Origin of the sequence: Nocardia sp. NBC_01499, assembly GCF_045040275.1 — a bacterium.
In the GTDB taxonomy this organism is placed as follows: Bacteria; Actinomycetota; Actinomycetes; order Mycobacteriales; family Mycobacteriaceae; genus Nocardia.
This window is the reverse complement of the sequence record NZ_CP109426.1, coordinates 3,708,791-3,733,466: the sequence shown is the minus strand read 5'-3', so window position 1 is coordinate 3,733,466 and position 24,676 is coordinate 3,708,791. Positions and strand designations below refer to the sequence as shown.

Sequence of the window (24,676 nt, the reverse complement as noted above, 5' to 3'; positions counted from 1 at the left end):
GATGATAACGGAAAATTGTTGACGTTGACAATGACGCTGTCACGGTAATAGCGTTATCGATGTCAACAATAGGCGGAAGAGTGACAGAGAACCCCGCCGCTCTGCACGACGAAAGGATCCAACATGCCATCCGTTCACGTCGCTGTCGCCTACTACTCCGGCTACGGGCACACCCTCGAGCTCGCCAAGGCCGTCCGCGACGGCATCGAGTCGGTACCCGAGGCCTGCGCCGACATGGTCGATGTCGCCGACATGACCGACGCCAAGTGGGCGATCCTCGATTCTGCTGACGCGATCATCTTCGGAACGCCGACCTACATGGGATCGGCATCCGGGGCGTTCCACGCATTCGCCGAAGCGACCTCCAAGCGCTGGATGACCCAGCAATGGCTGGACAAACTCGCGTCCGGCTTCACCAACTCAGGATCGATGAGCGGCGACAAGCTGCACACGCTGCAATACCTGGCCCTGCTGGCCGCCCAACATGGCATGCACTGGGTCAGTCTGGGCCTGCTGCCCGGCTGGAATACCACAACCAGCAGCGAACACGACGACAACAGGCTCGGGTTCTACCTCGGCGCGGGCGCCCAAACCTGGAACGACCAAGGACCGGACGCCGTCCACACCGCCGACATAACCACCGCCCGCCACCTCGGAGCCCGGGTCACAACTCAAGCACTGCGCTATCGACATCCGGTCGCGTCATAGACCCCATTGTTTCCCGGCGCGCGTTCCGGGTCGTCCATCTTGCTCGGTTCGGAACGGCCAGTGCAAGCACTCGAAAGGTCAACGGGCCGCGGGCATCTCGCACCGGCCGAACGACGCTTCTGGAAGGGGTAACAGCCCCCGCGGATCAGATCTCGGGATTGCGGTCAATGCGATGCGATAACCGCTCGGCGAAAGTTTCCGCCCATGCAGCCGACTCGGAGTCGTCGTCGATCTCCGGGTTCGATTCGCAGTTTTCACCTGACCGAGATCGCCTGCCCGCTTGCCGCCACCCGGACGGGCCTGCAATGCGAAGATCCGAATACACCACGAGGCGTATGCCTCCACCGACATGCCCGCAGTGTCGATGAAGGTGCGCCAGTCGTCTTCGCCGACGGTCACCACAATCTCTTTGCTCGCTATGGGGGACAACGCTAGACCCTGCATGTCGGCTCAGCGCGCTATCCAGGACCCTCGGATATCCGCACATGCCGCTGGGCGCGCGTTGGTCGGCCGTCCAAGTCGGTTGGCTGACAGTGTTCCGCGGGGACGGTAGCTCGTTCGACCGGTTCCTACTCCTCGGAGAAGGTCCGCAATGCTGCTCGAGCTGTCTCCATAACTTTGCTCCACTCAGGCATCGCGATAACGGCAGCATCGCTGGTGCCAGGCGGCAACGAGGCGTAGAGAGGAAGTAGTACGCCAGCCAACTCCGCTACCCTTTCGGCCTCGCTACTATTCCTGAGCACCGCGCCGATATACCGTTCTATATTCTTGTCGTCAAGGTACAGGTCGAACAAGTCCGCAACCGCTTGGTCTAAATTCTCGATCAGATTTGGATCACCTTTACGCTCTACCCAGACGCGTTGTTGAAAGGCGGGGTCGGCCAAGTCTCCCAGTAGGTCGATTACAGCGCTTCGCGCATCGGGATGTTCGATCATCTATAGACCCCATTCAACGAGTAGGTTTTCCTGGTCCAGGTTTACTAACCGAGCCCGGTGCAGCGCCACCCGACCCAGGTTTCGCTGCACCCGAGGTCGGTGCCGTGCATCCTGGTCCAGGTTTCGCCCCGCCCCCACCTGTCGGAGCCTTACCCGGTCCAGGTTTCGCGCCACCGTCAGTCGACGCCCCACCGGTTGTGCCGGGCTTGGCGCATGATCGACCCGTTGAGATTGAATAGCGCTGTCGGGCTGACCTTTGTCAATTCGGATGGAGTTTCCGGACTTATCGGGATCGCTCCACCGCCAGCCAGGCTTCGAAGGATCTTTCGCTCCCTTCTTCGTAGCTTCATCGTCACCCCAAGGCTGACGAGCATCTGCGACTGGCCGAACTCACCATCGGCAACACCAGCGTGGAATCGGTGTTCTGGGGGCAGCTATCGCCTGCTGGTGCCCGAGCTCGCTCGCGCCTTCGTCTCCTCGGGTTCGCTGAAGCACCTGAACTGTCGGTCGCGGCCGTCGCCGCGCTGCTCGACCGGGATCGGGCCGAGGCCGAGCAGCTCTGCGAGGCACTCGTCGATCACGGCATGTTGCAGACACCGAAGCTGGGTCAGTATCGGCTGCACGACCTGATGCGGCTGTTCGCCCACAAGGTGGCCGATCCCGCACAGCGCCGTGAATCGCCGCAGGCGCTGTGTCGGCTGCGTGATTTTTGCACCTCGGCCGAGCCGCGGTTCACCGGCGAACGCGACGGCGCCGCGGCGGTGGGTGCCACTCTCCTCATGACCGACAGGCGGGCTCCGTGATGACCGAAACATCCCGCACCCCAGCACTTCCGGTGACCCGGCCGACCGGCGGCCCCTTCGATCCGCCCGCCGACTACGTCGCCTTGCGCGATACCGAGCCGGTGCGCGAGTGCGCTGCCCGACCGGCATCGACGCCTGGCTGATTGATGATCTCGGCTATCGCGATGTGAGCGCCGAGCAGCTGCGAGTCATCGCCGAGGAACTGTGGTCGATCGAGAACAACATCTCCCTCGCCGACATGGACTGGGACGAGTTCGCCAGTGCGGCCGACGACGACGGCATCTTCCGGGGTTTCTGACCTTGATCTGGCCCAGGTCGCGCAGTCGCCGTCTGTGTGGGCCGGGCTCATCGCCGGAACAACAGGGGGTGGCTAGCGGGTTGGCTCGAGGAGTTCGGCCAGCTTGACGGTGTCGCGCAGGTAGCGCTCGTACGGGAAGCCGGCGGCGAGCAAGGCATTACGTAGTTCGTCGTAGAGTGGCTTACCGCTGGCGTGGAAGCTGTTGCGGCCCGCTTCGGTGGTGCTGACCAGTCGCCGTCGCCCGTGTTCGGGGTCGGGGTTGACCTGGATGAGTCCGGCTGTTTCCAGTGGGCGCAGGGCCCGGCTGATCGCCGGATCGGACACCGAAAGCGCTTGCGCCAGTTGGTGCTGGGTCATCGGCTCGCCCTCTTCCAACGAGCCGAGCAGCCGCATCTGGCTATAACTCACCCCGCCCGAGCCTGTCACGCGCCGCCGGGTCGCCTCGCCGAGCAAAAACACCACGCGATGAAACAAGTCGCCCAGCCCATCATCCATGGTGCGAGCGTACCAGAATCTTGTTCAGTTAATATTAACTGCACAACGCTCTTTGATTCCGACCCGCCGGTCTGTCGCGCGGGCCAGGGGGAGCGGCGACCACCAGCAGGTTTCACCGATAAGTGGTGTCAGGATTCGCACTTACAGCGTGCGTCGCTCTTCCATCTGTCCGTCGCGTTCATGGGTGCCCAGTGGTCGATGAACCGCCCGCCGCCGCGCCGTAAACCGGCGAAGTCGGCGACTGGATGCCGATCACCGGCAGGGTTGTTCCGTCGGCCAGCTCAGATCCAATCGGAACGCTGGTCCGATAATCACGATATCCAGGGACCGGGTGAAATCAGTTGCAGTACATACGATTTCGATCGTCCGCCTCTTACGCGGATGTGATTCGTTTCGCGCCGTGCCACGCTTGCCCTCGTAGCCGACGATCCGATCGGAGAACACGTCCTTGATCGCACACAAATAGAGCTTGCCCGCACTGGTGTGGTGCTCGGTGATGTCGGTAAGCCACCGAGCGTTTGGCCTGTCTGCGGTAAATCGTCGTCGGCGTTGGTGCCGGTGCGGGATCGGGAGGCTCGGGCGGTGATTCCGCTCCTCACGCCGCGGGAGGGCTAGCTGTCGCGTTGCGGTGTCCGGTTCAGGGGTGTTTGACCGGCTTTGCTTCGCGGTAGAAGCAGTTGTAGGGCCATTACACCTTGGTTGCTGGCTTCGCATGCGTTCGGGAAAACGTGCTCGATGAGACACGCCGACACGTCCAGCCTTCGTCGGTATTGGACCAGCGACCATCCCGTTATCCGGTTGAGGCCAGCCGGTCGGGTGCCGGGTTGGGTCACGACTGGTTCCAGCAAACTTCGCGCGTGTCTCAACTGCGTCGTGGTGGGTGATCGAGGGTGCGCGCGGACTCACCGGAACACGCAAAGGCGACATCGATGACGGGGAAGTGCGCTGGGAGAGGCCTGGTTGGCTCATCTGAGACGTGCCAGGGAGTCCGTGGACTCCTGAACACGACATATGTGACACAACGTGGTGCGCGAGAGGGGACTTAACCCCGTCGTTGCGACACCGATGACACATGGGTGTGTTTAAGCACTGTTCAGATACGTCGCTGAAGCGTAGCACGGAGATGTTGTGGAGTTCTCCATGCTCGGTATTGTGTTGAGCTGTAGGGGGTTTCGGTCTCCTCTCTGAGGTAGCTGGCTTGCCGCGTGCTTAAAGTATTTGACGGTCACTTGTTTACGAGGCGATCCAGGCAGCATCCACGGTAGAGCGGAATCGGTTGCTGGGTGCTGTGTTTGGTGGTGGTCGCCGTAGTGCGATTGGCTCGGTAACACGTCCGGTATGTCGGCTGCGACCCCTGCGTTCGGTGCGTAATCGGTTCCGTCTCATCACCTCTCGATCAGGGGTGGTTTTGGCGGATCTGACTGCCGGTCGGGCCTGATCGGTCGCTGGTGCAGGTTTCGTCAGCCGATCTGGTAGATAAACCGGTGCGGGTGATATGTGGTAGCTGCAGGCCCGGTCGCCGCATGGCAGCGACCGGGCTGGCGCTCAGTGGCTGTTTGCCGCGAGAGGGTCGTCGGTTAGGAGTCGGTGGGGTTCTTGGGTGAGTATCGCTAGGGCTGTGGTGATTTCGTAGAGGTTGGCTTTGACGTAGGTGGCGGTGGTGCCGTGTGCTTGGGTGTGGTGGCCGGCGTAGGCGCGGGCGGTGGCGTAGCCGAAGGCGCGTTCGACCCAGGTGAGGGTGGTGTGGCGGAGCCAGTGGGTGGTGATGTGTTGGGTCGCGACCCAGGGGAGGTGGGTGCCGAGGCGGTTCCAGAGGTGGTCGTAGCGGCGGCGGGTGATGGGTTTGCCGTTGCGATAACGCAGGAGTTGACCGTCGGGTGGACTGTGGCGTTGTGCTGCGTGGTGTTGTAGGTGGGCCATGAGGGTGGGGGAGATCGGTTGCCAGCGGTCGATGTTCTTCTCGCGGAGCAGGATCAGGCATTGGTGTGGGTCGAGGTCGCGGGGTCGTAGGTTCAGGGCGCCGCCGCGGCGGCAGGCGGTTTCGATGTGCAGTCGCAGCAGTAGCGTGTCGAGTTCGCGGTCGTCGCCGGTGATGGAGGTGACGTGGCAGATCTCGGCCAGTCGTGGTGAGGGGATCGCTTGCCGATGCGAGGCGGGCCGGGCGGGCATGGTCAGTCCGCGGGCCGGGTTTCGGGTGGGGTGGATCCAGTTGTTGTCTTCGGCGTAGCGGTAGAGGCAGCGCACGGCGCTGATGAAGTGTTGTTTGGCGCTGGCGCCGTTGCGGGTGCCGCGGGTGGTTCTACTGTCCGCCTGGACGTGTCGTGCTCGTTCATCGAGTTCGGCTTTCGACACCTCGTCCAATCGTCGGTGGGGCCAATTGTTTTCGAGCCAGCGCAGGTGGGTGTTGTAGGTGCGCAGGGTGCCTGGGGTGAGGGTGGTGCGCAGTTGCGGGATCGCTTGGCTGAAGGTGGGTGCTGGGTGGGTGTCGGTGAGTAGGTCGGCGGGTGTGATGCCGATTTGTGAGAGCAGGATTCGGGTGGTGGCGATGGCGGCGGGGTCCGCGACGCTGCGGACTGGTGTCGTCATCGGCTATGACGCCCGGTTTCGCGGTTGGCCGAAAACGGCGTGTAATGCTGGTGGTGGGTAACATCGAGGGCAACTACCCGAGCAACGGTTGCGGGGAACGAGCAGCCTGGTTCCGTGACAGCGAAGGCAACATGCTCGGCCTCGCCGAGGTGGTGCGCTGATCATCATGCTGTGAGGTCGGGTCGAGAGTGCTCGAAGCGGCTGCGGGGCCGCCGACCAAACTGCTGGCGGAAGATCAAGGCAGGGCTTGCGCTGGGCTCAGGGCTGATCAGTCTGGCTCTGGGGAGCTGGTTCGCGGCCAGCCCCGGCACCGGCAACGGGATAGTCGGGGCCTGGGCCGCCATGGTGTTCGGACTGGTCGCGCTGACCCTCGGCGCGGTAGCACTGAACCGATCTCGTCGTGTCGCCCGCATCGACTGAACCCGCAAGTTCGAGACCGGGCACCCGCACCCCTGACCGCGGACCCGCCAGTCCGTCGCTGTCACAGGCAGGTCGGAAGCTTGAAGATGTCAACGGGACGGTGGGGTAGCCACGGGCCCAGCGGGCGGTGGCGAATGCTTCAGCGCAGGACGCCAGCAGGCGTAGCCGTTCGGGCTTGTCGTATGGTGCAGCGTCGACTTCGGAGCGTAACTCGATGACACGGCGTTCGAGGAATCGAGCTTCGTCGGGCCCGATTCCGCTTTGTGCGAATTTCAGAGCTGTTCGGACCCTGTGCTGCAATCCGTCCATATTTCGACCTCCTGGCGCGTGTTTGCCGCGCCTGAGCACCGAAATGTTCAGGGCTGCTTGGCGGTTGAATGCGGATTCGGATAATAGCTTCACCACGTCGGGTACCCCTATGGGCATTGGATAAACGATCCGAGGCCGCTGCGTCATCCGTGGGATCGGGGACCTGGATCATCGGCATTACCCCTAGCTGATGCCGGTGTTCTGCGAACGGCCGAGAAGTGCTGAACACCGGGTGATCACGCAGAAGTAGAGCGACCGCGAATAGTGTTGCTACGAAGTCGGTTTCGTGAAGCCGCACAGCGGAGTCGCGGCAATGGGCCACGGCTCTAGGTCCGGAGAGTTGGCTGGAGGGGACGCGCAGCAGGTGGGATGACGAGCTTGCTTCACCGAATCCGGTTCCTGGGGATGTCGTGGAATCCGCTCGGAGTCTCGACGTTGTGCCATTTCCTGGCACCGTCGATCGTGCGCCCGGCGGTCGGTCCGAACGGCGTGGCGAATTGGACATCGGCCTGCTGACCGGCGGTGATGACGGTGGCCGCTTGCGCCCTGCCGCGCCATTCGGTCATCCACAACTTGTGGAAGACGATCACCGCGGGATGGCTCCGGTCATCGAGGGTGACCTGGACGTCGGCGCCGGTGTACTCGCCCCACACCGCCCACCACATAGCGGCGGGTTCGCCGACGATCGGGCCTGAAGTGCCCACGGCCATGTTGTGTCCCGACCATGGTCGCCAGGGCAGCTGGTCGGAACTCATCCGAGCGTCGCTGGCGGGCGATCGAATCCGGAAATGCTCGTCTCCCGCTCGCCAGTGCACCTGCAAACCCGATACCGGAAGCATCAACTCCTCGTATTGTGTGGCGGTCATGTCGACCAAGCACCCCACCGCCTCTGTTACGAAACCGTGATCCGATGGAGGCTCCAGGATGTCTTGCTGTATAGAAATCCGGCAGGCCGCCGTCATCCCGCCGTCGTGTCGTTGTCAACGGATAGCGAAGTGCCGGAAAATATCGCGCCGGTGCGTCCGAGCGCGGTTGCCTGTCGATACCACTCCTGGGCCTCATCGGTCCGATCTCACTCGTCGAGCAGGGCAGCCTCGCTCAACCGGTTTCGGACTGCGCTGCTACTGCGTCGAGAGACTCCGAGCATCGCGCACTCGCGACAACCCGCTGCCTCGGATTCACCAACCCCAGAACGCCACGATGCCCTTGCCATCGCGCTTGGACTCGTGCAGCAAGTCGACATGCCGGCCAATGTCTATGAGCACCAACCGATCCAGGGTGGCGCGCACGACGGGACCACTGGTCTCTCACCGGTGCAAGGCTGCCGCGCATGCTGCCTTGCTCCAGTGCCCCATGTCGGGTACGGGATTTCTGTGACCCCGTCGTTGAGAAGATCTGCCACGGTTGGATTGGCCATACGCGACAGCACAGTGTGGCCGGGTTGCCGTCGTCATTGGCGGATCGTATGGTGGCGGCGCACCGGAGAATGTGCGACTTCCAAGTGGTAGGTCGCGTGCGGCTGAGGTTCTAGGTTTGTCGGCCGGTTTAGGGTGTGGTGCCGAAGCCAGGTGCGGAAAATTCGCACCTGACCGGTAAATAGACGAGGCTGGTCAACGTGGCGTTGTGTCGTATGCGTTCAAGTCATGCCGTAGTCGACCGATGTGGTGAGTCGGCTACCTGAAAATCGCATCCGAGGGAAATCCCGAAGCGAATAGCGCGGTGCTGCCGATCCTCCTTCGGCTGGAAACGTAAATACCCCAGTGGTCTTGAGTAGTGCGAGTCATTCGGGACCTTCTTAGATTCGTGTGAGCAAGCCGTGGTCGAACTCTCGAATGCAGCTTCGATCATTATGTTCGAAGGTGAAGTACCTTCCGATCCCTACTTCTGACTGTTACCGTTCGAGCGGCGCAACCAGCGTCTGCAAAGAGTCGCAAAAATCTGTTTCGAGTGAGAATGAGAGCAGCTAGATGACGTCGAGCCTGTCGGACAAAGTGATTATCAACGTGTGCCCTACGGGAATGATTCCGCGGCGGCATAAAGTGCCCAACGTTCCGATCACACCGGAGGAAATTGCCGCTGACGTCAAGCGATGCCGTGATGCGGGTGCGTCAATGGCGCATCTCCATGCACGCGACGATGACGAAGAACCGACCTGGCGTCCGGAACGGTTCAAGGATATCCTCGAAGCGGTCGCGTCCGAAGTTCCCGACATGATTTTGGTTGTAACAACCAGCGGCCGAGACTGGTCTGAACTGGAGAAGCGTTCGGCGGCGCTGCGTATTGATGGGATCGCAAGGCCGGAAATGGCCTCGCTGACGCTCGGATCGATGAACTTTGCTACCGGACCGTCCGTTAATTCACCAGAGATCATTCGTGGGTTAATCACGGAAATGCACAATAATAATGTTGTTCCTGAACTCGAGATATTCGACACGGGAATGGCCGACTACTGCACTCATCTGGTTGAGAAGGGGATTCTCAAGCCTCCTTACTATGCAAATATCCTGCTGGGCTCTCGCGGCACTGCCAACCTGTCTGCGTCGAATGTGGCGTCAATCTTGGCAGGCTTGCCGCAGGGAACGGTATGGGCGCTCGCCGGGGTTGGTAGGTACCAGCTCTCCGCAAACACTGCGGCCTTGAGTCTGGGCGGGCACGTGCGCGTGGGGCTCGAGGACAACCCGTACTACTCCTGGGCAGATCGATCGCCGGCTACGAACAGCGGCCTGGTGGAACGGGTTGCAAGGATCGCTCGAGAGCTCGGCCGCGAACCGGCAACACCGGAGGAAGCCCGCTCGATCATCGGCCTGAAGCCGGTGGATCGAACATTGGCGTAATCCTCAGTGGGCGGTGGCACGGAGAGCCTGCCGGTGATGCCTCAGGGCGCTGGTGTGCTTCGCAAGTCGGCTGTACCAAATCCGTCATCGGACCTCGGTTGTTCATGGGCCGATGCGGCCTCGATCGCGCGGGCAGGTTTGCAGGCTGGCAAAAATTTCTATGATGAAGGAGTAAGGATTAGCGTGTCCAGTTCGTCTCAGATGATCAATGCACGGTTCTCTATCGACGAAGATGATGTGCGCAGCTTCGCCGTGCATGGGTTTCTGAAGTTGCGTCAGATATTTTCCGAGAAGTTCGTCGAACACTTACGCGAGATCAATACCTCGCAGATTGTTCCACCCTCTGACAACTACGGTGCGGGTTTCAGCAAGCTGAAGTATGATATCGGAAACGATGACCCCGCTATTCTTGCGCTCATGAGCGATACGAGCTTCTCGGCAGCGATAGCTCGTATCGTCGATCAGTCGGTGTTCTTTACCCAGGGCCTCGGCTTCGAGCTGGAGAAGAACAAAAGTACGGGGTTTCCCTGGCATGTAGGCACGCAGAGTTTCGGTTTTCAGCGCCGTGAAGACGCGGGCTATACGATCTGGGCGCCCCTTTGTCGTATCAACGCACATGGGCAGCGGGGCGGGATGAAATATATTTCCAAGCAGCTGTTGTCCGGAGAATTCATCTACCAACATATCAATCTGTTGCCGACTTACATGCAAACCAAGATCGAGTCCGGCCAGAGTTTTACGTTCGACGACTTCAGCAACCTGAAGAATAGTCTTGTGAACTCCCCTCAAATGGCAGGTCTACTCGACCATTTTGCCGTGGAGGACTCATTCGAGCCGGGCGACGCGCTCATCTTCGACAAGTACGTTCTGCACCGCAGCGTGAAGCTTGAAGAGGGTCCGCTTCCGTCCCGGTTGGCGTATGCACTGCGATTCTGCTCTATCGATGCCCGTTACGATGACGCGCGCGTCAAAGCGCTGTCCTACCCGCGGGACGTTTTCAAATATGATGTCGGTAGCAATTTCAACGACATGGTTGCTGCCACGGATGGCGAACAGGTCTACGCCAGCCCGTACTTCGACGGAAGTCGAGAAGCGCGAACGCTGATGTCCGGTCAGTCGCTACAAAACATATGACCTGACTGGGAATTCACCCGTGAACCGTGTTCGTCTGGAATAAAATGACTGGCATATCGTCCGAAACTCATATCCAGCTGCGTCTGGCATTGCCGGAGGATGGAAACCAGCTGGCGGAAATCGCACACGAGGCCTACGGAAAATATCTTGATTTGGTGGATGAACCGCCAGCTCCCATTCTGCTGAATTATGACGAAGTCGCTGCTGCCGGTAGAACTCATGTTGCCGTCACTGCCGATCGAGTTTTGGGCATGGTGACGGTAGAACCGAGCTATCCGTACCTGATTCTGCGGAACCTTGCTGTTCGGCCGTCCTGTCAGGGGCAAGGGGTCGGAAAGAGGCTGGTGGAGGTCGTCGAAGGGGTGGCACGGTCTACCAGATCAAAAGGGGTGAAACTTTGGACTCGGGCCGAGATGTCCGGCAATCTCTCATTCTACCGGTCGCTGGAATACGAGATCACGCACTCCGAACGAAACGACCGCTCACATCGTATCTTCTTTCTCAAGGAACTCGGCTGAAGAGCCGGGCGTGCTCCTTTCTTGTTCCTAATATCTGACTGTCGATCATCTAATGAAAGGACAGCTGTGACCGTCGATACCGCCGTCATCGCGACTCGGCTCTCGGAAACTTTCGTTGCAGAGGTAACGGGCCTGACTATCAGTCCAGAGATAACTAGCGAGTTCGGCCGCAGCATCTATGAGCACTACCTGGACCACAAAGTGCTCGTCTTCCGCCGACAAGACATCGATGCAGGGGCGTTCGCGGGTTTCGGAACTATTTTCGGGCGGCCGGAGGAGCATCACGTCGTCAAGCTCCGGCACCCGGAGCAACCGACCCTGACCTATCTTTCGAATCAGGACGAGCTCGGCCGAAACAAGGAGATGAAGACGTCGGGCCAGGGTTGGCATTCCGACTATTCATACAAATTGGTTCCCGGCGGTGCGACGATGTTGCATGGCCTGGAGATCCCGGTGGCCGGCGGTGACACGCTGTTCGCCGACGCCGAAGCAGCTTTCGCAGCCCTGCCGGAAGCGCGCAAGGAGTTTCTCCGGACGCTGCGGGTTAGACACCAGTACCGCTGGTCGCCGGACCGTACCGATCCTTGGGCCCGCTGGCAGTACATTGGGCCAGAGGAACGTAAACGGACTCCGGAGATCACCCATCCACTCGTTCGGCGTCATCCGGACACCGGTCGAGAGTCGCTATTCATCCAGCCCCGCGTAATCGGCAGTGTGATCGGTATCGCTGAAATGGCCGAGGCGGAGAGCACGGAACTCATCGAAGAATTGGTCGCACACATTACCAGCGCACCCTACGTGTACCGGCACAGTTGGAATCCACTGGACGTGGTGGTCTGGGACAATCGATGTGTCTTGCACTCGGCAACAACGAAGGACCTCGACGAGAAGCATGTGCGTCGGCTGCTGCGTCTTACCACGCATGGTCAGCCGGTGACACCGTCGATGCCGAAAGTCGGTTACAGCAGGTTGTCGTCCAGGTAAGCACGTTGCTCAGTCAGGCTGTGCCGAACATCGTTGTACGTGCTCAACCAATGTCGCTTGTCCAATCTTGGGTCGACGCAGCAACGTTTGGTCGCCCTATTCGAGTTTGTCAGTGAGATGTCATGAGTTCTGGTATTTTCGTCCGCTGCTCCGACGACGATCTCTATTCGCATATGCTTGCGATCTTGGAACGGCTGGTCGGATTCGACACCACGAGCAGTAATTCCAATATCGAACTGGTTCATTATGTTCAAGAGCTGATTTCCGAAAATGGAATAAGCAGTCAGCTGTACTGGAACGAAGAACATACTAAGGCGAGCCTGGTGGCTACCGCCGGCGCCCGATCCAACGAGCGTGGTGTTATCTGGTCGGCGCACACTGACGTGGTCCCCGTCGAGGGGCAGTCATGGTCCGCTGATCCATTCGAACTACGTATCGAGCAAGGCGTTGCGATCGGTAGAGGAACTGCGGACATGAAAGGTTTCATAGCCTGTTGTCTCGCTATTCTGTCTCGGGTTGATCAAAGTGGATTGACGACACCTATCACACTCATGCTCACCTACGATGAAGAGGTGGGCTGTGTTGGAGCGCGTCAACTCGTGGATGAGATGCGTACCTGGGCAGGGGTCAAGGGCTGTATTGTTGGCGAGCCGACCGGCTTAGAAGTCGTGGTCGGCCACAAGGGAAAACAGATTCACAAGGTCAGATTTATAGGAGAATCCAGGCACGCGGCATTGGCTCCACAGGTAACCAATCCGATCGTTTCGTCGGTATCATTTGTCGGTACTGTCCAGGCGCTCAACGAAAGATTCCGTTCCGAAGGTCCCCACGACGATCGTTTCGATATCGGTCATTCTTGGATCAACGTCGGCCGTATCTTCGGGGGACTGAAGGCGAATATCGTCCCTGAGGATTGCGTTCTGGAACTGGAAATCAGGAACGTCCCGGGCCATGATTGTGATCGAATCGCTGCTGAACTCATGGACCATGTCGGTGCTGGCTTATGCACGGATGGGTCCGCGAATTACGAAGTCGCCGAGGTGTCGACAGAACAGCTTTCCGATACTCCGTCGTTCACGATTGATCCGGCCCACGAGTTTGTGACTTTCGTGCGAAGATCATTCGGTGCGGAGCAGGACCCACTGTGGGTTCCATTCGGAACTGAGGCGGGCATCATTTGGGGGTGTGCCGGCATACCGGCTGTCGTGTGCGGACCAGGATTCATCACCGAGGCGCATACTGCGAACGAGTTCATTTCGCTCGATCAATTGAGCAAATGTCTGCGGTACCTGCAATCATTGCCGCTCGTCTGACGAAGCGCGCCGGAGCAAGTTTAGCGGACTCGGTCGGATGCCATTGCTGGAGGTGTTCTTCGGCTATTTATCAGAATTTTGGCTACGCGAATTCGACCGTAGCCGGTCGAACGTCGATCCGATCCTATCGAAATGAGTAACTCATCATGACACTGCCGCCGTCAGCTCCGTGTATTCCGCGCTCGCGTCTCGGCGCCGAGTACATCGAGCACGTGCAGGAACAAGGATGCGAGCCGGCTGACTTGATGCGGCACGTTGTGGCCGATGAACTCGTCACAGTGGCGTACGGAGGACGCTTCCTACCGTCGCCGGTTTTCCTGTCGAGGGCGGAGCGTAGTCAGGTCGCCGACGACCTGAACCAGATCTATCAGCTGTTGACCGAGCTACCGGAGAGGCTCTTCAGGGGCGATGTCGGTGCCTTGGCCCGAGCCGTGGGGATGACGACAACCCAAGTAGACGTCGTTCAACGCGCAAGGCAGGCGGGCACCGCCCTCCTTCCGCTCGCCCGGTCCGACCTCTACCGCGGCTCAAGTGGCTTCAAGCTGCTGGAGTTGAACATCACCAGTGCCCTCGGTGGATTCGAGAGCGCGGGTATCAACCGGGCCATGTTGCTGCATCCGGCCCTGGCCAGCTTCGTGTCGGACAAACGTCTTGCCTACACGGACACATTCGGCGACATCGTAAAGACGTTGTACGCAGAGTGTGCGAAACACCTGAACCATGGTCGTCATCCTGTTGTCGCTCTTGTCGATTGGCCAGAGAGCTTCGAGTCATACGAGCCTCGTCTGAAAGTCATGGCGGCGCTGTTCGAGACTCTTGGAATCGACGCAATCCCCTGCCATGTGGGCCAGATTGCCGAGCGCAACGGCCGGTTGGAAGTTAGGGGGCGCCCGATCGATGTGGTGTACCGATTTTTCCTAGTCGAGGAGATCGTTACACCTGCCGATGGCGAGCTCGTCGCACCGCTACTGCGGGCATTCGAGGAGGGAAGGGTCGGTATCTTCAGCCGCCTCGACGCGGAGTTGTACGGCAACAAAGGAACTCTTGCCATGCTGTCCGATGATCGGAACCGGAGTGCGTTCAGCGATGAGGAACGCAGGTGCATCGACCGATTCCTACCGTGGACCCGCCACGTGCGGACGACTGCGACGGACTCGGTAGGACAAGAAGTCGACCTGGTGGCCTATGCGTTGGCACATCAGGAAGACCTGATCCTCAAGCCGACGTTGCTGCACGGTGGTAGCGGCATTGTGCCTGGCTGGACCAGCAGCCAGGAGGATTGGAAAGCCCAGTTGGCCGCGGCGGTCGGTGGTTCCTACGTGCTCCAGGAGCGCATACGGCCGATACCCGAGGCATTTCCGGCGGACGAGGGTTCAGGGGTGCAGGAACTCTATTTGAACTGGGGGGTCTTCCTGACGGACCCACGAGTGACCGGCGCAGACGGTTTCAGCGGCTGCATTGTGCGAGGCAGTAGCGACCCCGAAGTCGGCGTGGTGAGCATGTCTGGTGGTGCGCGAGTCGCATGCACTTTCTCGGAGTGCACCGCCGAAGCGATCGACCTGCCCTGATGAAAAAGGATGTTGGAAGGGACACGCCGATGAAGATTGCAGTGATCGACGGCTTTTCGACGGGGCGTTTGCTCGTTTCGGAGCTTCGACGTCGCGGGGTCGATTGTGTGCATGTTCAAACGTCTCGCGACATACCCGAATACTTCCTTCGAGGTTTCCGCCCCAGTGACTACTCCGATCGATTGGACGGTGAGATCGATCCCACTATCCTTGCCCATCGACTGGCCGAGCTAAGAGTCGACCGGGTCGTGGCAGGCGCCGAGTCCGGGGTGATCCTCGCGGACACCCTTACTCATCTGATGGGGCTTCCGGGCAACCGGCATGAGACGCTCGCGGCACGGCGGAACAAACAGCTCATGGCCGAGACAGCCGCTGCAGCGGGTATAGCTGTGCCGCGCGGCAGAACATTCGGTAATGCGGATGATGCCAGAGCATGGTTCATTTCGAATGGCTTAACAGAGGCGGTGGTCAAACCACTGAGCAGTGCTGTCACCGACAACGTGCGGTTCTGTTGTTCTGCTGATGACGTACACCATGCCTGTAAGGCTGTTCTCTCCTCGAACAACGTCTTCGGACAGCCCAATACGGCGGTGTTGGTCCAGGAACGGGTGCACGGCGTCGAGTACTACGCAAATACCGTTTCATATGACGGGGTACACAGGGTCGCCGAGCTGTGGCGATATTCCAAGCGGGCAGGCAGCACTGGTAGCCCGGTTTACGACTATGAAGAGCCTGTGCCAGTGCACGCAGAAGAGACAGCGCCGTTGCGAAGTTTCGTTGTCGCGGTTCTGGACGCACTGGGAGTGGTGTGCGGTGCCGCCCACACCGAGGTGATGATGACCGAGCGCGGTCCGGTTCTCATCGAGACAGGTGCACGTCTCGGCGGAGGGACCGCACCTGATGTGGTGCAAAGGTATTCGGGAATCTCACAAACAAGCCTGCTGGCCGACATGCTTACGGTCTCGGATGGGTTGCTGGACTTCGACGACGACGCTGTGACCTGGTCCGGGCGGCTGCGCAATGTTGCCCTGATCAATATGGCAGCGGGGCACGTGCGGTCACTGGACTGGGCGGAACGGCTCCGAGCCTTACCCACCCTGGTCCATCTCACATGCGGAGTCGGTCCCGGGAGCTACCTCCCCGAAACAATCGATCTGGCCAGCTCGCCGGGATATGTCTACCTGACCTCCGAGGATTCTTGCGACGTGCAGCGCGACTACGAGGTCTTGCGGGCGATGGAAACGGAAGGCCTCTACACCGCCTACACCGCCTGAACTCGAACACACTGCCACGGCGGCCGGCAGTGGCGGTCACCGGTAAGGCGACACTGCAGACCTCGAACCAGCCTCGGTTGGCAGAAGAGAAAGAGATGCGACAGTGCTCGCGACAGCATTCATACCTGGTATCAGCCACGACAAACTACTCGTGCTGCTCGTGCAGATCGGTGTTCTACTGCTGTTGGCGACGGCCCTCGGTCGCCTGGCGGCGCGGGTCAATCTTCCGGCAGTCGTGGGTGAATTACTTGCCGGAATCGTTATCGGGCCTTCTTTATTGGGAAACTTCGGCCCAGCATTATCCGACTGGCTCTTGCCGAAGAACTCCGAGCAGATGAATCTACTCAGTGCGATCGCGCAGTTGGGGGTTCTACTACTGGTAGCCATCACCGGCGCACATATCGACCTCGGATTGCTCAGGAAGGAGCGGACGACCATAACCTGGGTGAGTGCGGGTAGCGTGCTGGTTCCCCTGGCGTTAGGTGGTGCGCTCGGCTTCCTGCTGCCTGGATCGATGCGAGGCGAAGCGGGCGATCGTGCCACATTTGCGCTCTTTATAGGCGTTGCGATAGCGGTGAGCGCGCTCCCTGTAATCGCGAAGACGTTGATCGATATGCGGCTCCTGCATCGCAACGTCGGCCAGGTGATCATCGGTGCGGCGGCTGTCAGCGACGTTCTGGGATGGTTGCTGCTGTCGATAGTGTCGGCGATGGCCACTGCGGGATTTCACGCCGACCTAGTCGCGGAGTCGGTGGGAGCTTTGCTGTTAGTGCTCGCTGCGGCCGTGTTTGCCGCTCGACCGCTGATCAGATGGTTGCTGCGCGCTATCGAGCGTTCCACGAGCCGCAACGAACTCGGCATTGCGGCAGTGATGGTGTTGATCATGCTGGCTGCTGCGGGCACCCATGCCTTAAAGATGGAGGCCATCCTGGGTGCGTTCCTCTGCGGTATGGTCATGAGTTCGCTCGGTCCACAGGGTCGGCAATTCTTGGATGCCATGCGGCCGTTTGTGATGGCAGTCCTCGCGCCGCTGTTTCTCGCCACCGCGGGTCTTCAGGTCGACTTGTCGGCGTTGCGCGATCCCGCGATGCTGGGTATCGCTGTGATCACGCTCGCCGTAGCCATAGGAGCGAAGGTCACCGGTGCCTACCTGGGCGGCCGAATCGGCAAATTGGACCACAATGAAGCCTTGGCCGTCGGCTTCGGCTTGAACGCTCGCGGAGTTGTGGAGATCGTCCTGGCTTCGGCGGGACTGAAGATCGGTGTGCTCAACCCGGCCTCTTACACCGTCATCGTCTTGATGGCGGTCGTCACTTCGGTGATCGCGCCACCGATCCTGCGCCGTACCGCCGGTCGCATTACGCACACGGCGGCAGAGATCGAACGCGAACGACGGTACGCGGACTAGGGTGTCGAGTCGGCAATTCAGTCGCATTGGTAGGAATCTTCCCCGCGAGCGGTTGAACCTCAAAGAGCGTCGGCGGGCAGGGCTTTGCTGACAATCGGCTAGGCAAGCGGTACGGGATCGTGTCGTCCTGCCTTCCCCTGGGCGAGAGCGTCGTGCGCGCGAGCGAGTCGGTGGATTCCTTCGATGAGTTGCTCGGGAGGCAGTGAGTAGGGCATGCGGATATTGCGCTCGAACGCTCCACCGATGCCGAACCGCGGCCCGGCCGCGATGGCGACGCCGTAGTCGGGTGCGATCGCGGCGAGGCGCGAGCTGACAGCGTCTGGGAGGGCCGCCCACTTGGACAGCCCACCTGGTGTCTTGATGACGCGCCATTCCGGGAACTTTTCGGATATCGCGGTGTCCAGCGCCTGGCGCTGTGTGCGAAGGCGATGGAGCATGTCGGCTCGGTAGCCGTCTGAGTAGAGGAGTTGGGCCGTCGCGAGCTGTTCGAGGAGCGGAGTGCCCAAGTCGGTTCCGGTCCGGATCTGTGCGACGCGCTCGAGAACGGAGGGGTGCGCGCGTATCCATCCGATACGGAGCCCTCCCCAGATGCTTTTGGAAGCAGACCCGATGCTGATCGCGGTGGGGTGATGGCGGGCGAATGGTGTGGGCGGAGCAACGTCGAGGGCAAGGTCGGCCATGGTTTCGTCGATGACGGTCAGGCAGGAAAGATTGATCTGCTCTCGAACGGCGCCGGACATGCACAAACCGGTGGGATTGTGGAAGTCGGGTATGAGGTACGCCAGCTGCGAGACACGACTTGCGGACTGGAGTTGCGTTGTGTCCCAACCAGTTTCGGTGAGAGAAACGGGTGTGATACGGGCACGGGCATCGTTGAATACCCTGATGGCGTGGGGATAGGTGGGGTGGTCGATCAGTACTCGGTCACCTGGGGTGAGCAGTGCCCTGGCGATGAGAGCCAGTGCGTGCTGGGCGCCGGTAGTAATGAGGATGTGATCGGGCCGTGTGCGCAAACCTCGCTGTTCGTACCGGTAGGCAACGGCCGCACGCAATTCGATCACTCCGAGGGGGTCGTATCCATTGCGACCGAAGTGCCGGGGCAATTGTTCCAGTGCTGTCGCGTAGGCGCTGTAGAGAACCTCGACCGGTGCCGGCGGTGCGGCAAATGACAGGTCGATCGTTGTCGCCGACGGGGTGACCTGTTGGTGAGGTGCTCTGTCACCTGGGAGTCTGACGACGGCCCTGGCACGTTCGTGTGTTTCGACGTACCGCTGATCAGCCAGTGTTCGGTAGGCGGTGCCGACGGTAGTTCTGCTTGTCCCCAGCGTCGAGGCAAGCTCACGCTCGCTCGGCAGAACGACTCCGAGTCCGAGCCGGCCATCCAGTACCAACAGTCGCAACCTGTCGGAAAGGTGCTGATGGGCTGGCCCCGGGCCTTCGTTCCACGAGCCGACCATCTGAGCCACAGTGTGCGAGCTGATCTTCACTGAACCAGCATCTCTCATCTGGCTATGGAATCAAATACCAGAGCAGAGCAGGATGCTTTCCATGACTACACCAATCCGTGCAGCGCCAGTCGTAGATCCACGCCCCTACGGGCATGCCGTGGTCCGCCGGATGAACGCGGCCGACCAACTGAGGTCCGGTCGCAAGCTGCGGAGGTTATCGCAACTGTTGATCGGGTTGATCGGCTACGGGGCGTCGGTGATGATGCTGGTGACCTCGGGGTTGGGGGCGGCGAGCTGGAATGTCCTGACAGAAGGGATCGCCGAGTCGTTGGAGATTACGTTCGGGTGGGCGACGAATCTGGTTGCGGTAGTTGTGCTCCTTGCGTGGATCCCGCTGAAGGAGCTGCCGGGCCTCGGAACACTCCTCAACGTGGTCGTCGTCGGATTCGCCGCCGATGCGGCCTCGATTGTCCTTCCGACTCCGCACTACCTCCCGGTCCAGGTCGGCTATCTGGTCGTCGGGCTCGTGCTGCTGGCGTTCTGCGACGCGCTCTATCTGGGTGCTCATTTCGGTGCTGGACCCCGTGATGGCGTCATGACAGGGCTGGTCCGGCTCACTCGATGGCCTGTCGCGGCGGTCCGGACCGGCATCGAAGTCGTCGTCGCAACGGCAGGCTGGCTCCTCGGTGGCACGGTTGGTATCGGCACAGTCCTGATCGCCTTCGGCGTGGGGCCGCTCATCGGGTACTTTCTGCCACGAGTTGCTGTTTCGCTACCCGAGACTCCCGACACTGGGCGGCCTGCCCGTCTTCGGTGATGAACACTGTCGGCGACGAGGCGCTATCTGCTCGCGCAGGGAATCCCGTTGTGCGGATGCGGGTTTCGGCGCATTTGGAATTCGAGACACTGCTGCAGTGTGCGCGCGGACCCGCATCTCTCGGTGAACGCGGGTGGAACTGCAAGCACGTGGCCATTGAACTTTCTACGCACACGTATCCGTCGTCAACAGCGTTCGCGATTTGTGCACGCGCACAACGGATTTGTAGCCACGACCAGACATGGGATGAAACTTGACCCGATAGATGCGCTCCGGTAATTTACTGGTCCTCGCGCTCATACGGCCGGGTGCAGACAAGGGGCGGAACCTGTCGCAATTTCGGGTGCTCTTATACGAGGGAGTTGTGATTAGAGCATTGATGGCGTCAGGCTTCCGCGAGAGTGGCGATATATCCAGATTCGGAATTCGGCCCCAGCTGGCGGGTGAATTCCAGAATCTCCTCCGAGAAGCGGAAATGATCACCGCCTATTCATTATGTGTGGAGATGCACTGAGCGAGCTCATGAAGTAGATCCATTCTGTAGTAGGTGAGGCGTGCGCGTCAATTCTGGACGTGCGCTCAGTTGTGTTTGAGTGGTGTGCCGGGCTTTGCCGGCCGGGATCGCAGGGTTGACGGCATTGTATTAAGGGTGCGTGTGTCGAGGTGAGCATGACGCACCTCTTTCGGTGTTCGGAGACGAAGAAGTAGCTATAGCGAGGGTTCGATGCCCTAAAGTTTCAGGGGCATGTGGTTATAAGGAGGGGTTATGCAAAAGGCCGCTAGAAGGACGATAGGGCCGGTCGTGTCTGGCATCCTAAAGCACCAGCCCATGTCCCATATCGGACAGCACGAAGTTGTGCGGCTTTCCCTGGAGCAGGTCAGGGTGTCGGGTTCTCCTCGTACCAAAGGGGAAGACGAGTTGCATGTCCAGGCTTTAGCGGAAGCCGTGGGCCCCTTGCCTCCGATCGTTGTTCATAGACAGACCATGACGATTATTGATGGGGTGCATCGGTTCAGGGCGGCGCAGCGTACCAGTGCCGACGCTATCGATGCGGTTTTTTTTGATGGAGATATGCGGGAGGCCTACGTACTGGCCGTGTGTATGAACAGCGCGCACGGGCTGCCGCTGTCTTTGGCCGACCGTAAGGTGGCGGCGCGGCGCATACTGTGCGACTTCCCGGAGTGGTCGAACCGTCGGGTGGCCGAGGTTGTGGGGTTGTCCGACAAGACGATTGGGGTTGTGCGGCGCAGGGTAGGTGCGGAAAATCCGCATCTGACCGGTGAGCGGGTGGGGCGCGACGGTGTTGTGTATCCGAGTGAGGCTGGGGTAGCTAGTCGCCTTGCGTTGGAATTCTTGGATGCGAATCCAGGCGCGTCGGCGCGGGACGTTGCCTCGGCTACAGGTGCTTCGTTGTCGACGGCGAAGAAGGCTCGGCGCGACATGCGGGTGGGCGATGCTGTCGGGGACAGGGCGAGCGGATCCGCTGTCGCGGTGGGCGGAGGTCGTGCGGCTGCGCCCTGGGCGCCGACCGGCAAACTGCCTGGTGAAAAGTTGAACGACCCGGGTGCCATGGTGCGGAGATTGCGTGCCGATCCGTCAGTCCGTTTTTCCGAGCACGGCCGAAGATTGTTGCGGATGCTGGATGTCGCGCCCGTAGAGTCAGCGACCTGGGATTCTATTGCCAATAGTCTGCCAATTCATTGTGTGCCATCGGTCGTAGAACTGGCACGACGGTATTCGGAGAGTTGGCGGCAGTTTGCGAACGAGGTATCGCAACGTGCGGATATACGCCAGGACGCCACTGACCACCGCAGCGCCCGTCGAGTGTCTGATCGGTCCCAACTTGACGAACAAGTTTCGGACCGTGGCCGCAATTGATCGAACACAGACAGCTCGAATACCTGGTTGCGATCGTCGAACACGGCGGTTTCACCAACGCGGCACGTGCATTGCAAGTGACGCAACCGTCCATCTCCCGCGCCGTCGGCAGGCTCGAGAGGGAGATGGGTGTCGAACTGTTCCACCGGATCGGTCGCAATGCTGTGCTCAGCAGGGCCGGCGTTCTGACGGTCGACCGGGCCCGACAGGTGCTGCGGGAATTGGATGATCTGCGTGCCATGGCGCGGGCGGTCGGCGCCGGAATCGCCGGACGAGTCGATATCGCGGCTACCACCTCCGCCGCGTTGGGGCCGGTCCTCGATACTGTCGACGAACTGCACAAGCGTCACCCCGGCGTGACGGTGAGTATATGGTCGGTGTCTTCGGCAGCCGAGGCGGTCGCCATGGTGCTGCGGGGGCGCTGTTCGGCGGGAGTGTGTGGCAGCCGGGACCGCCCGGCTCGACCGGGGCTGATGGCGTCCCGACTGCGTGATCGGGAGTATTTGCTGGTCGCGCCACCAGGCACACAGATAGGCGTCGATGGGGCCGTGGCTGCGGAGGATTTGCGCGGCCACAGATTCGTCGTACCGCCACCGGGCACTGCCGTTCGCGACTATTTCGATCGTCTTGCTGAGGTAGGTGATCTGTCCATCGCGGCCGAGGTTGGTGATTGCAGCGCTATATTGCCGATGGTGCTTCGAGGTATCGGAGTCAGCATTATGTCCGATGGTTGGCATGCGCTGGCCCACCGCTCCGGATCGGCGGTTCGTCGATTTTCCCCGTCAGAGCGGGTGCCCCAGTGGCTTGTATATCGAAGCGTCCCCCGCGGCTCAGCGCTGCAGGTGTTCATAGATACCATCAATTCGCTCAATACCTGTGTGCCGTCCGATGCACATTCGGATTCGCATGAGATTAGCCTCCGGATCGGTCAGTCTCATGGAGAGCGATAAGTAGATTCTGGGATGAGGTCGGGGGACAGTTGCCTGCTTTTCTCGTGCCATGAAAGCGTCGCGTGATCGCAATAGGGATCGGATTGTCCCACCGAGCCGTTTGTTATCGGCGTGTGTGTACCGGCGAACTTTTCGGTCCTCGAGACAGCTGTCGGAACATTGTCTAAAGGAATCGGTCGTGCCATCATGAATATTGAAAAATGATAACTTGGAGGAATTCCAGTGACTGATCGACCGCCGTTATACGGGACCTTTGGTGTTGTTTCTGCTCCGGACTCGATCACTTCGTCAGTGGGGATGGCCATCCTGGAGAAGGGTGGCAACGCGTTTGATGCAGCCATAGCAATCGGATTTACGTTACAGGTGGGTGCACCGCATCATGCGGGGGCCGGCGGAGAGGTCGTCGCTACATTCTTCACTAAGTCCGAGAACGCTGTTCGCGTCCTCTGTGGTCAAGGGCCCGCGCCGGCGGGTGCGACACCCGAAGCGATGGTCCGCCTGGGGTTCGAGTCTGTTCCGGCCATCGGACTCTTGGGTGCTGCCGTTCCTGGCGCGTTCGATGGATGGATGCTGATGCTTCGCGACTACGGGACGAAATCTTTGCGAGAAGTGCTGGAGCCGGCAATCGGATATGCGTCATCAGGTTTTCCCGCGGCACCGCGGTTGGCCTATCTCGTCGACAAATTCAAGCATAAACTCTTGAACTACTGGCCGACGACTGCAGAGGTGTACCTGGAACAGGGGAATGCGCCGAGACCCTATTCCTTGGTGAAGAACCCGGCCCTTGCGGAGACTTACAGCCGGATTGTTCGCGAAGCGGAGGCGGCATCGAATGACCGTGACGAGCAGATCGAGAAGGCCCGAGAAGTCTGGCGTCAAGGATTCGTGGCGGCAGCCATAACAGAGTTCGCAGCAACGCCGAAACCGGACCTGACCGGCACCCTTCATGCGGGTTTGCTATCCGCGGACGATCTCCTGGCATACCGGGCGACGTACGAGGCTCCTACAACGTTCGATTGGGGAGACTGGACGTTGTGCAAGCCGGGTCCGTGGAGTCAAGGGCCGGTGATGCTGCAGCAGCTTGCTTTGCTGGCTGATCACAAAATGGACGCCGATAACTTCGATTCGGCGGATAGCATACACATGCTCAGCGAAACGGCCAAGCTCGCCTACGCTGATCGAGACGCATACTATGGCGACAACGGTGTAGTTCCCATAGACGTGCTGTTATCGAAAGAATATGCGAAGCAGCGGGCCAGTCTCATCACCAGGCGAGCATCTCTGGACTTCATACCCGGTTCGATTGCAGGAATCGAACCTGCTCTTCCTCGGTTCGTGTCGAGTCTGTTCGAGCGCGGAACGGGGGCGGCGGACGATGTGGCGGCCGGATCCGAACCGAAGCTTCCCAATGGTGATACCTGTTACATTGCCGTTGTAGACAAGTTCGGGAATTTTGTATCAGCGTCCCCGAGCGGCGGCTTTCTGATGCGATCGCCAGTCATCGGGGCACTCGGCTTCCCACTCGGCAATCGGTTGCAGACGGCGTGGCTGGACCACGGCCTACCGAACACGCTGACACCGGGGCGACGTCCGAGAACAACTATTTGCCCTCCGCTCGCTATGTTCCAAGGAGAGCCGTTCATGGCTTTCGGATCGCCAGGGGGAGACCGTCAGGATCAATGGTGCTTACAGTTCTTTCTGAGAGTAGCGGGCGGAATATCTCCTCAGCAAGCTATCGAGATGCCCCGCTGGCACACAGAGCACCTGGTGAGTTCATTCGATCCTCATGAAATTCATCTGGGCAAGTTGGAGATCGAGAGTTCCGTCGGAGAATCGGTAATAGAAACGTTGCGATCATGGGGTCACGATATCGAGGCCCGCCCGCCGAAGTCCTTGGGGAGGTTGGCGGCCGCGGGCCGTGATATCAAGTCCGGGTTGCTGTTCGGTGCTGCCGATCCCCGCGGCTCGGTAGTCCAGACGTGTGGCCGGTAGACG

The 24,676-nt window shown here is 60.2% G+C and carries 22 protein-coding genes and 1 pseudogene; 17 read left to right on the top strand and 6 right to left on the bottom strand.

Annotated elements, in window-relative coordinates; all coding sequences use genetic code 11:
* The first annotated feature begins 123 nt into the window (after positions 1–123).
* On the top strand, positions 124–708 hold the full coding sequence (locus OG203_RS17190) for a flavodoxin family protein (protein ID WP_405166660.1): 585 nt from the start codon (positions 124–126) through the stop codon (positions 706–708).
* A 569-nt stretch (positions 709–1,277) separates the two neighbouring features.
* Here the strand turns inward: OG203_RS17190 and OG203_RS17185 are convergent.
* Entirely contained in the window at positions 1,278–1,643 is a 366-nt protein-coding gene (locus tag OG203_RS17185) for a hypothetical protein (RefSeq protein ID WP_405166659.1), read from the bottom strand.
* Positions 1,644–2,062: 419 nt separating this feature from the next.
* Here OG203_RS17185 and OG203_RS17180 point away from each other — a divergent pair, with 419 nt between their 5' ends.
* From OG203_RS17180 to OG203_RS17170, 3 genes are read left to right on the top strand one after another with little or no spacing between them, the layout of a single operon-like run.
* The gene (locus tag OG203_RS17180) at positions 2,063–2,446 is read left to right on the top strand and encodes a hypothetical protein (RefSeq protein WP_405166658.1); all 384 of its coding nucleotides are present in this window, start codon (positions 2,063–2,065) and stop codon (positions 2,444–2,446) included.
* Positions 2,446–2,589 (top strand): hypothetical protein, encoded by a 144-nt coding sequence (locus tag OG203_RS17175; RefSeq protein ID WP_405166657.1) that lies wholly within the window; start codon positions 2,446–2,448, stop codon positions 2,587–2,589. Before OG203_RS17180 ends, OG203_RS17175 begins: the two co-directional genes overlap by 1 nt.
* Complete coding sequence (locus OG203_RS17170; RefSeq protein WP_405166656.1) at positions 2,556–2,744, top strand: DUF6924 domain-containing protein; 189 nt, start codon at positions 2,556–2,558, stop codon at positions 2,742–2,744. The genes OG203_RS17175 and OG203_RS17170 overlap by 34 nt, the downstream gene beginning before the upstream one ends.
* A 72-nt stretch (positions 2,745–2,816) precedes the next feature.
* Here OG203_RS17170 and OG203_RS17165 read toward each other — a convergent pair whose 3' ends face one another.
* The 3 genes and pseudogenes from OG203_RS17165 to OG203_RS17155 all read right to left on the bottom strand — a co-directional run bounded on the left by OG203_RS17165 (position 2,817) and on the right by OG203_RS17155 (position 5,825).
* Positions 2,817–3,239 carry a MarR family winged helix-turn-helix transcriptional regulator gene (locus OG203_RS17165; RefSeq protein ID WP_405166655.1) on the bottom strand — a complete coding sequence of 141 codons (423 nt, stop codon included), beginning with the start codon at positions 3,237–3,239 and terminating at the stop codon, positions 2,817–2,819.
* A 417-nt stretch (positions 3,240–3,656) separates the two neighbouring features.
* A pseudogene (locus OG203_RS17160) lies at positions 3,657–3,782 on the bottom strand (IS3 family transposase); the annotation flags it as partial.
* A 1,002-nt stretch (positions 3,783–4,784) separates the two neighbouring features.
* Complete coding sequence (locus tag OG203_RS17155) at positions 4,785–5,825, bottom strand: tyrosine-type recombinase/integrase (RefSeq protein ID WP_405166654.1); 1,041 nt, start codon at positions 5,823–5,825, stop codon at positions 4,785–4,787.
* A gap of 171 nt (positions 5,826–5,996) precedes the next feature.
* Between OG203_RS17155 and OG203_RS17150 the strand changes: the two genes are divergently transcribed.
* Entirely contained in the window at positions 5,997–6,245 is a 249-nt protein-coding gene (locus tag OG203_RS17150; RefSeq protein ID WP_405166653.1) for a DUF6223 family protein, read from the top strand.
* Positions 6,246–6,937: 692 nt separating this feature from the next.
* Here the strand turns inward: OG203_RS17150 and OG203_RS17145 are convergent.
* Positions 6,938–7,420, bottom strand: a complete 483-nt coding sequence (locus OG203_RS17145) for a hypothetical protein (RefSeq protein ID WP_405166652.1) — start codon at positions 7,418–7,420, stop codon at positions 6,938–6,940.
* Between the two features lie 1,101 nt (positions 7,421–8,521).
* On the opposite strand from OG203_RS17145, the gene OG203_RS17140 reads away from it, so the two are divergent.
* The 8 genes from OG203_RS17140 to OG203_RS17105 all read left to right on the top strand — a co-directional run bounded on the left by OG203_RS17140 (position 8,522) and on the right by OG203_RS17105 (position 17,587).
* Positions 8,522–9,388: a 3-keto-5-aminohexanoate cleavage protein gene (locus tag OG203_RS17140; protein WP_405166651.1), complete on the top strand. Its 867-nt coding sequence runs from the start codon at positions 8,522–8,524 to the stop codon at positions 9,386–9,388.
* A 6-nt stretch (positions 9,389–9,394) separates the two neighbouring features.
* Positions 9,395–10,522 carry a hypothetical protein gene (locus tag OG203_RS17135; RefSeq protein ID WP_405166650.1) on the top strand — a complete coding sequence of 376 codons (1,128 nt, stop codon included), beginning with the start codon at positions 9,395–9,397 and terminating at the stop codon, positions 10,520–10,522.
* 26 nt (positions 10,523–10,548) lie between these two features.
* Positions 10,549–11,040 (top strand): GNAT family N-acetyltransferase, encoded by a 492-nt coding sequence (locus OG203_RS17130; protein ID WP_405166649.1) that lies wholly within the window; start codon positions 10,549–10,551, stop codon positions 11,038–11,040.
* Between the two features lie 66 nt (positions 11,041–11,106).
* Positions 11,107–12,024: a TauD/TfdA dioxygenase family protein gene (locus tag OG203_RS17125; protein ID WP_405166648.1), complete on the top strand. Its 918-nt coding sequence runs from the start codon at positions 11,107–11,109 to the stop codon at positions 12,022–12,024.
* Between the two features lie 122 nt (positions 12,025–12,146).
* Positions 12,147–13,337 (top strand): acetylornithine deacetylase, encoded by a 1,191-nt coding sequence (gene argE / locus OG203_RS17120; RefSeq protein ID WP_405166647.1) that lies wholly within the window; start codon positions 12,147–12,149, stop codon positions 13,335–13,337.
* 146 nt (positions 13,338–13,483) lie between these two features.
* Positions 13,484–14,905: a hypothetical protein gene (locus tag OG203_RS17115; protein ID WP_405166646.1), complete on the top strand. Its 1,422-nt coding sequence runs from the start codon at positions 13,484–13,486 to the stop codon at positions 14,903–14,905.
* A gap of 29 nt (positions 14,906–14,934) precedes the next feature.
* A complete protein-coding gene (locus OG203_RS17110; protein ID WP_405166645.1) occupies positions 14,935–16,179 on the top strand; it encodes an ATP-grasp domain-containing protein in 1,245 nt (414 codons plus the stop codon).
* Positions 16,180–16,282: 103 nt separating this feature from the next.
* Complete coding sequence (locus OG203_RS17105; RefSeq protein ID WP_405166644.1) at positions 16,283–17,587, top strand: cation:proton antiporter; 1,305 nt, start codon at positions 16,283–16,285, stop codon at positions 17,585–17,587.
* A gap of 98 nt (positions 17,588–17,685) precedes the next feature.
* Here OG203_RS17105 and OG203_RS17100 read toward each other — a convergent pair whose 3' ends face one another.
* Positions 17,686–19,044 carry a PLP-dependent aminotransferase family protein gene (locus OG203_RS17100; protein ID WP_405167894.1) on the bottom strand — a complete coding sequence of 453 codons (1,359 nt, stop codon included), beginning with the start codon at positions 19,042–19,044 and terminating at the stop codon, positions 17,686–17,688.
* A gap of 91 nt (positions 19,045–19,135) precedes the next feature.
* On the opposite strand from OG203_RS17100, the gene OG203_RS17095 reads away from it, so the two are divergent.
* The 4 genes from OG203_RS17095 (at position 19,136) to OG203_RS17080 (ending at position 24,673) form a co-directional block, all read left to right on the top strand.
* On the top strand, positions 19,136–19,852 hold the full coding sequence (locus OG203_RS17095) for a YitT family protein (protein WP_405166643.1): 717 nt from the start codon (positions 19,136–19,138) through the stop codon (positions 19,850–19,852).
* Positions 19,853–20,681: 829 nt separating this feature from the next.
* Positions 20,682–21,731, top strand: coding sequence for a ParB N-terminal domain-containing protein (locus tag OG203_RS17090; protein WP_405166642.1), 1,050 nt, complete (start codon positions 20,682–20,684; stop codon positions 21,729–21,731).
* Complete coding sequence (locus tag OG203_RS17085; RefSeq protein ID WP_405166641.1) at positions 21,728–22,681, top strand: LysR family transcriptional regulator; 954 nt, start codon at positions 21,728–21,730, stop codon at positions 22,679–22,681. The genes OG203_RS17090 and OG203_RS17085 overlap by 4 nt, the downstream gene beginning before the upstream one ends.
* A 222-nt stretch (positions 22,682–22,903) precedes the next feature.
* On the top strand, positions 22,904–24,673 hold the full coding sequence (locus OG203_RS17080) for a gamma-glutamyltransferase family protein (RefSeq protein ID WP_405166640.1): 1,770 nt from the start codon (positions 22,904–22,906) through the stop codon (positions 24,671–24,673).
* Positions 24,674–24,676: the final 3 nt, after the last annotated feature.

Coding starts and splice junctions, on each gene's coding strand:
- OG203_RS17100 (WP_405167894.1), bottom strand. CDS start 19,044: ATGGTCGGCTCGTGGAACGAAGGCCCGGGGCCAGCCCATCAGCACCTT.
- argE (WP_405166647.1), top strand. CDS start 12,147: ATGAGTTCTGGTATTTTCGTCCGCTGCTCCGACGACGATCTCTATTCG.
- OG203_RS17190 (WP_405166660.1), top strand. CDS start 124: ATGCCATCCGTTCACGTCGCTGTCGCCTACTACTCCGGCTACGGGCAC.
- OG203_RS17165 (WP_405166655.1), bottom strand. CDS start 3,239: ATGGATGATGGGCTGGGCGACTTGTTTCATCGCGTGGTGTTTTTGCTC.
- OG203_RS17140 (WP_405166651.1), top strand. CDS start 8,522: ATGACGTCGAGCCTGTCGGACAAAGTGATTATCAACGTGTGCCCTACG.
- OG203_RS17155 (WP_405166654.1), bottom strand. CDS start 5,825: ATGACGACACCAGTCCGCAGCGTCGCGGACCCCGCCGCCATCGCCACC.
- OG203_RS17145 (WP_405166652.1), bottom strand. CDS start 7,420: ATGACCGCCACACAATACGAGGAGTTGATGCTTCCGGTATCGGGTTTG.
- OG203_RS17095 (WP_405166643.1), top strand. CDS start 19,136: ATGACTACACCAATCCGTGCAGCGCCAGTCGTAGATCCACGCCCCTAC.
- OG203_RS17185 (WP_405166659.1), bottom strand. CDS start 1,643: ATGATCGAACATCCCGATGCGCGAAGCGCTGTAATCGACCTACTGGGA.
- OG203_RS17110 (WP_405166645.1), top strand. CDS start 14,935: ATGAAGATTGCAGTGATCGACGGCTTTTCGACGGGGCGTTTGCTCGTT.
- OG203_RS17115 (WP_405166646.1), top strand. CDS start 13,484: ATGACACTGCCGCCGTCAGCTCCGTGTATTCCGCGCTCGCGTCTCGGC.
- OG203_RS17175 (WP_405166657.1), top strand. CDS start 2,446: ATGACCGAAACATCCCGCACCCCAGCACTTCCGGTGACCCGGCCGACC.
- OG203_RS17090 (WP_405166642.1), top strand. CDS start 20,682: ATGTCCCATATCGGACAGCACGAAGTTGTGCGGCTTTCCCTGGAGCAG.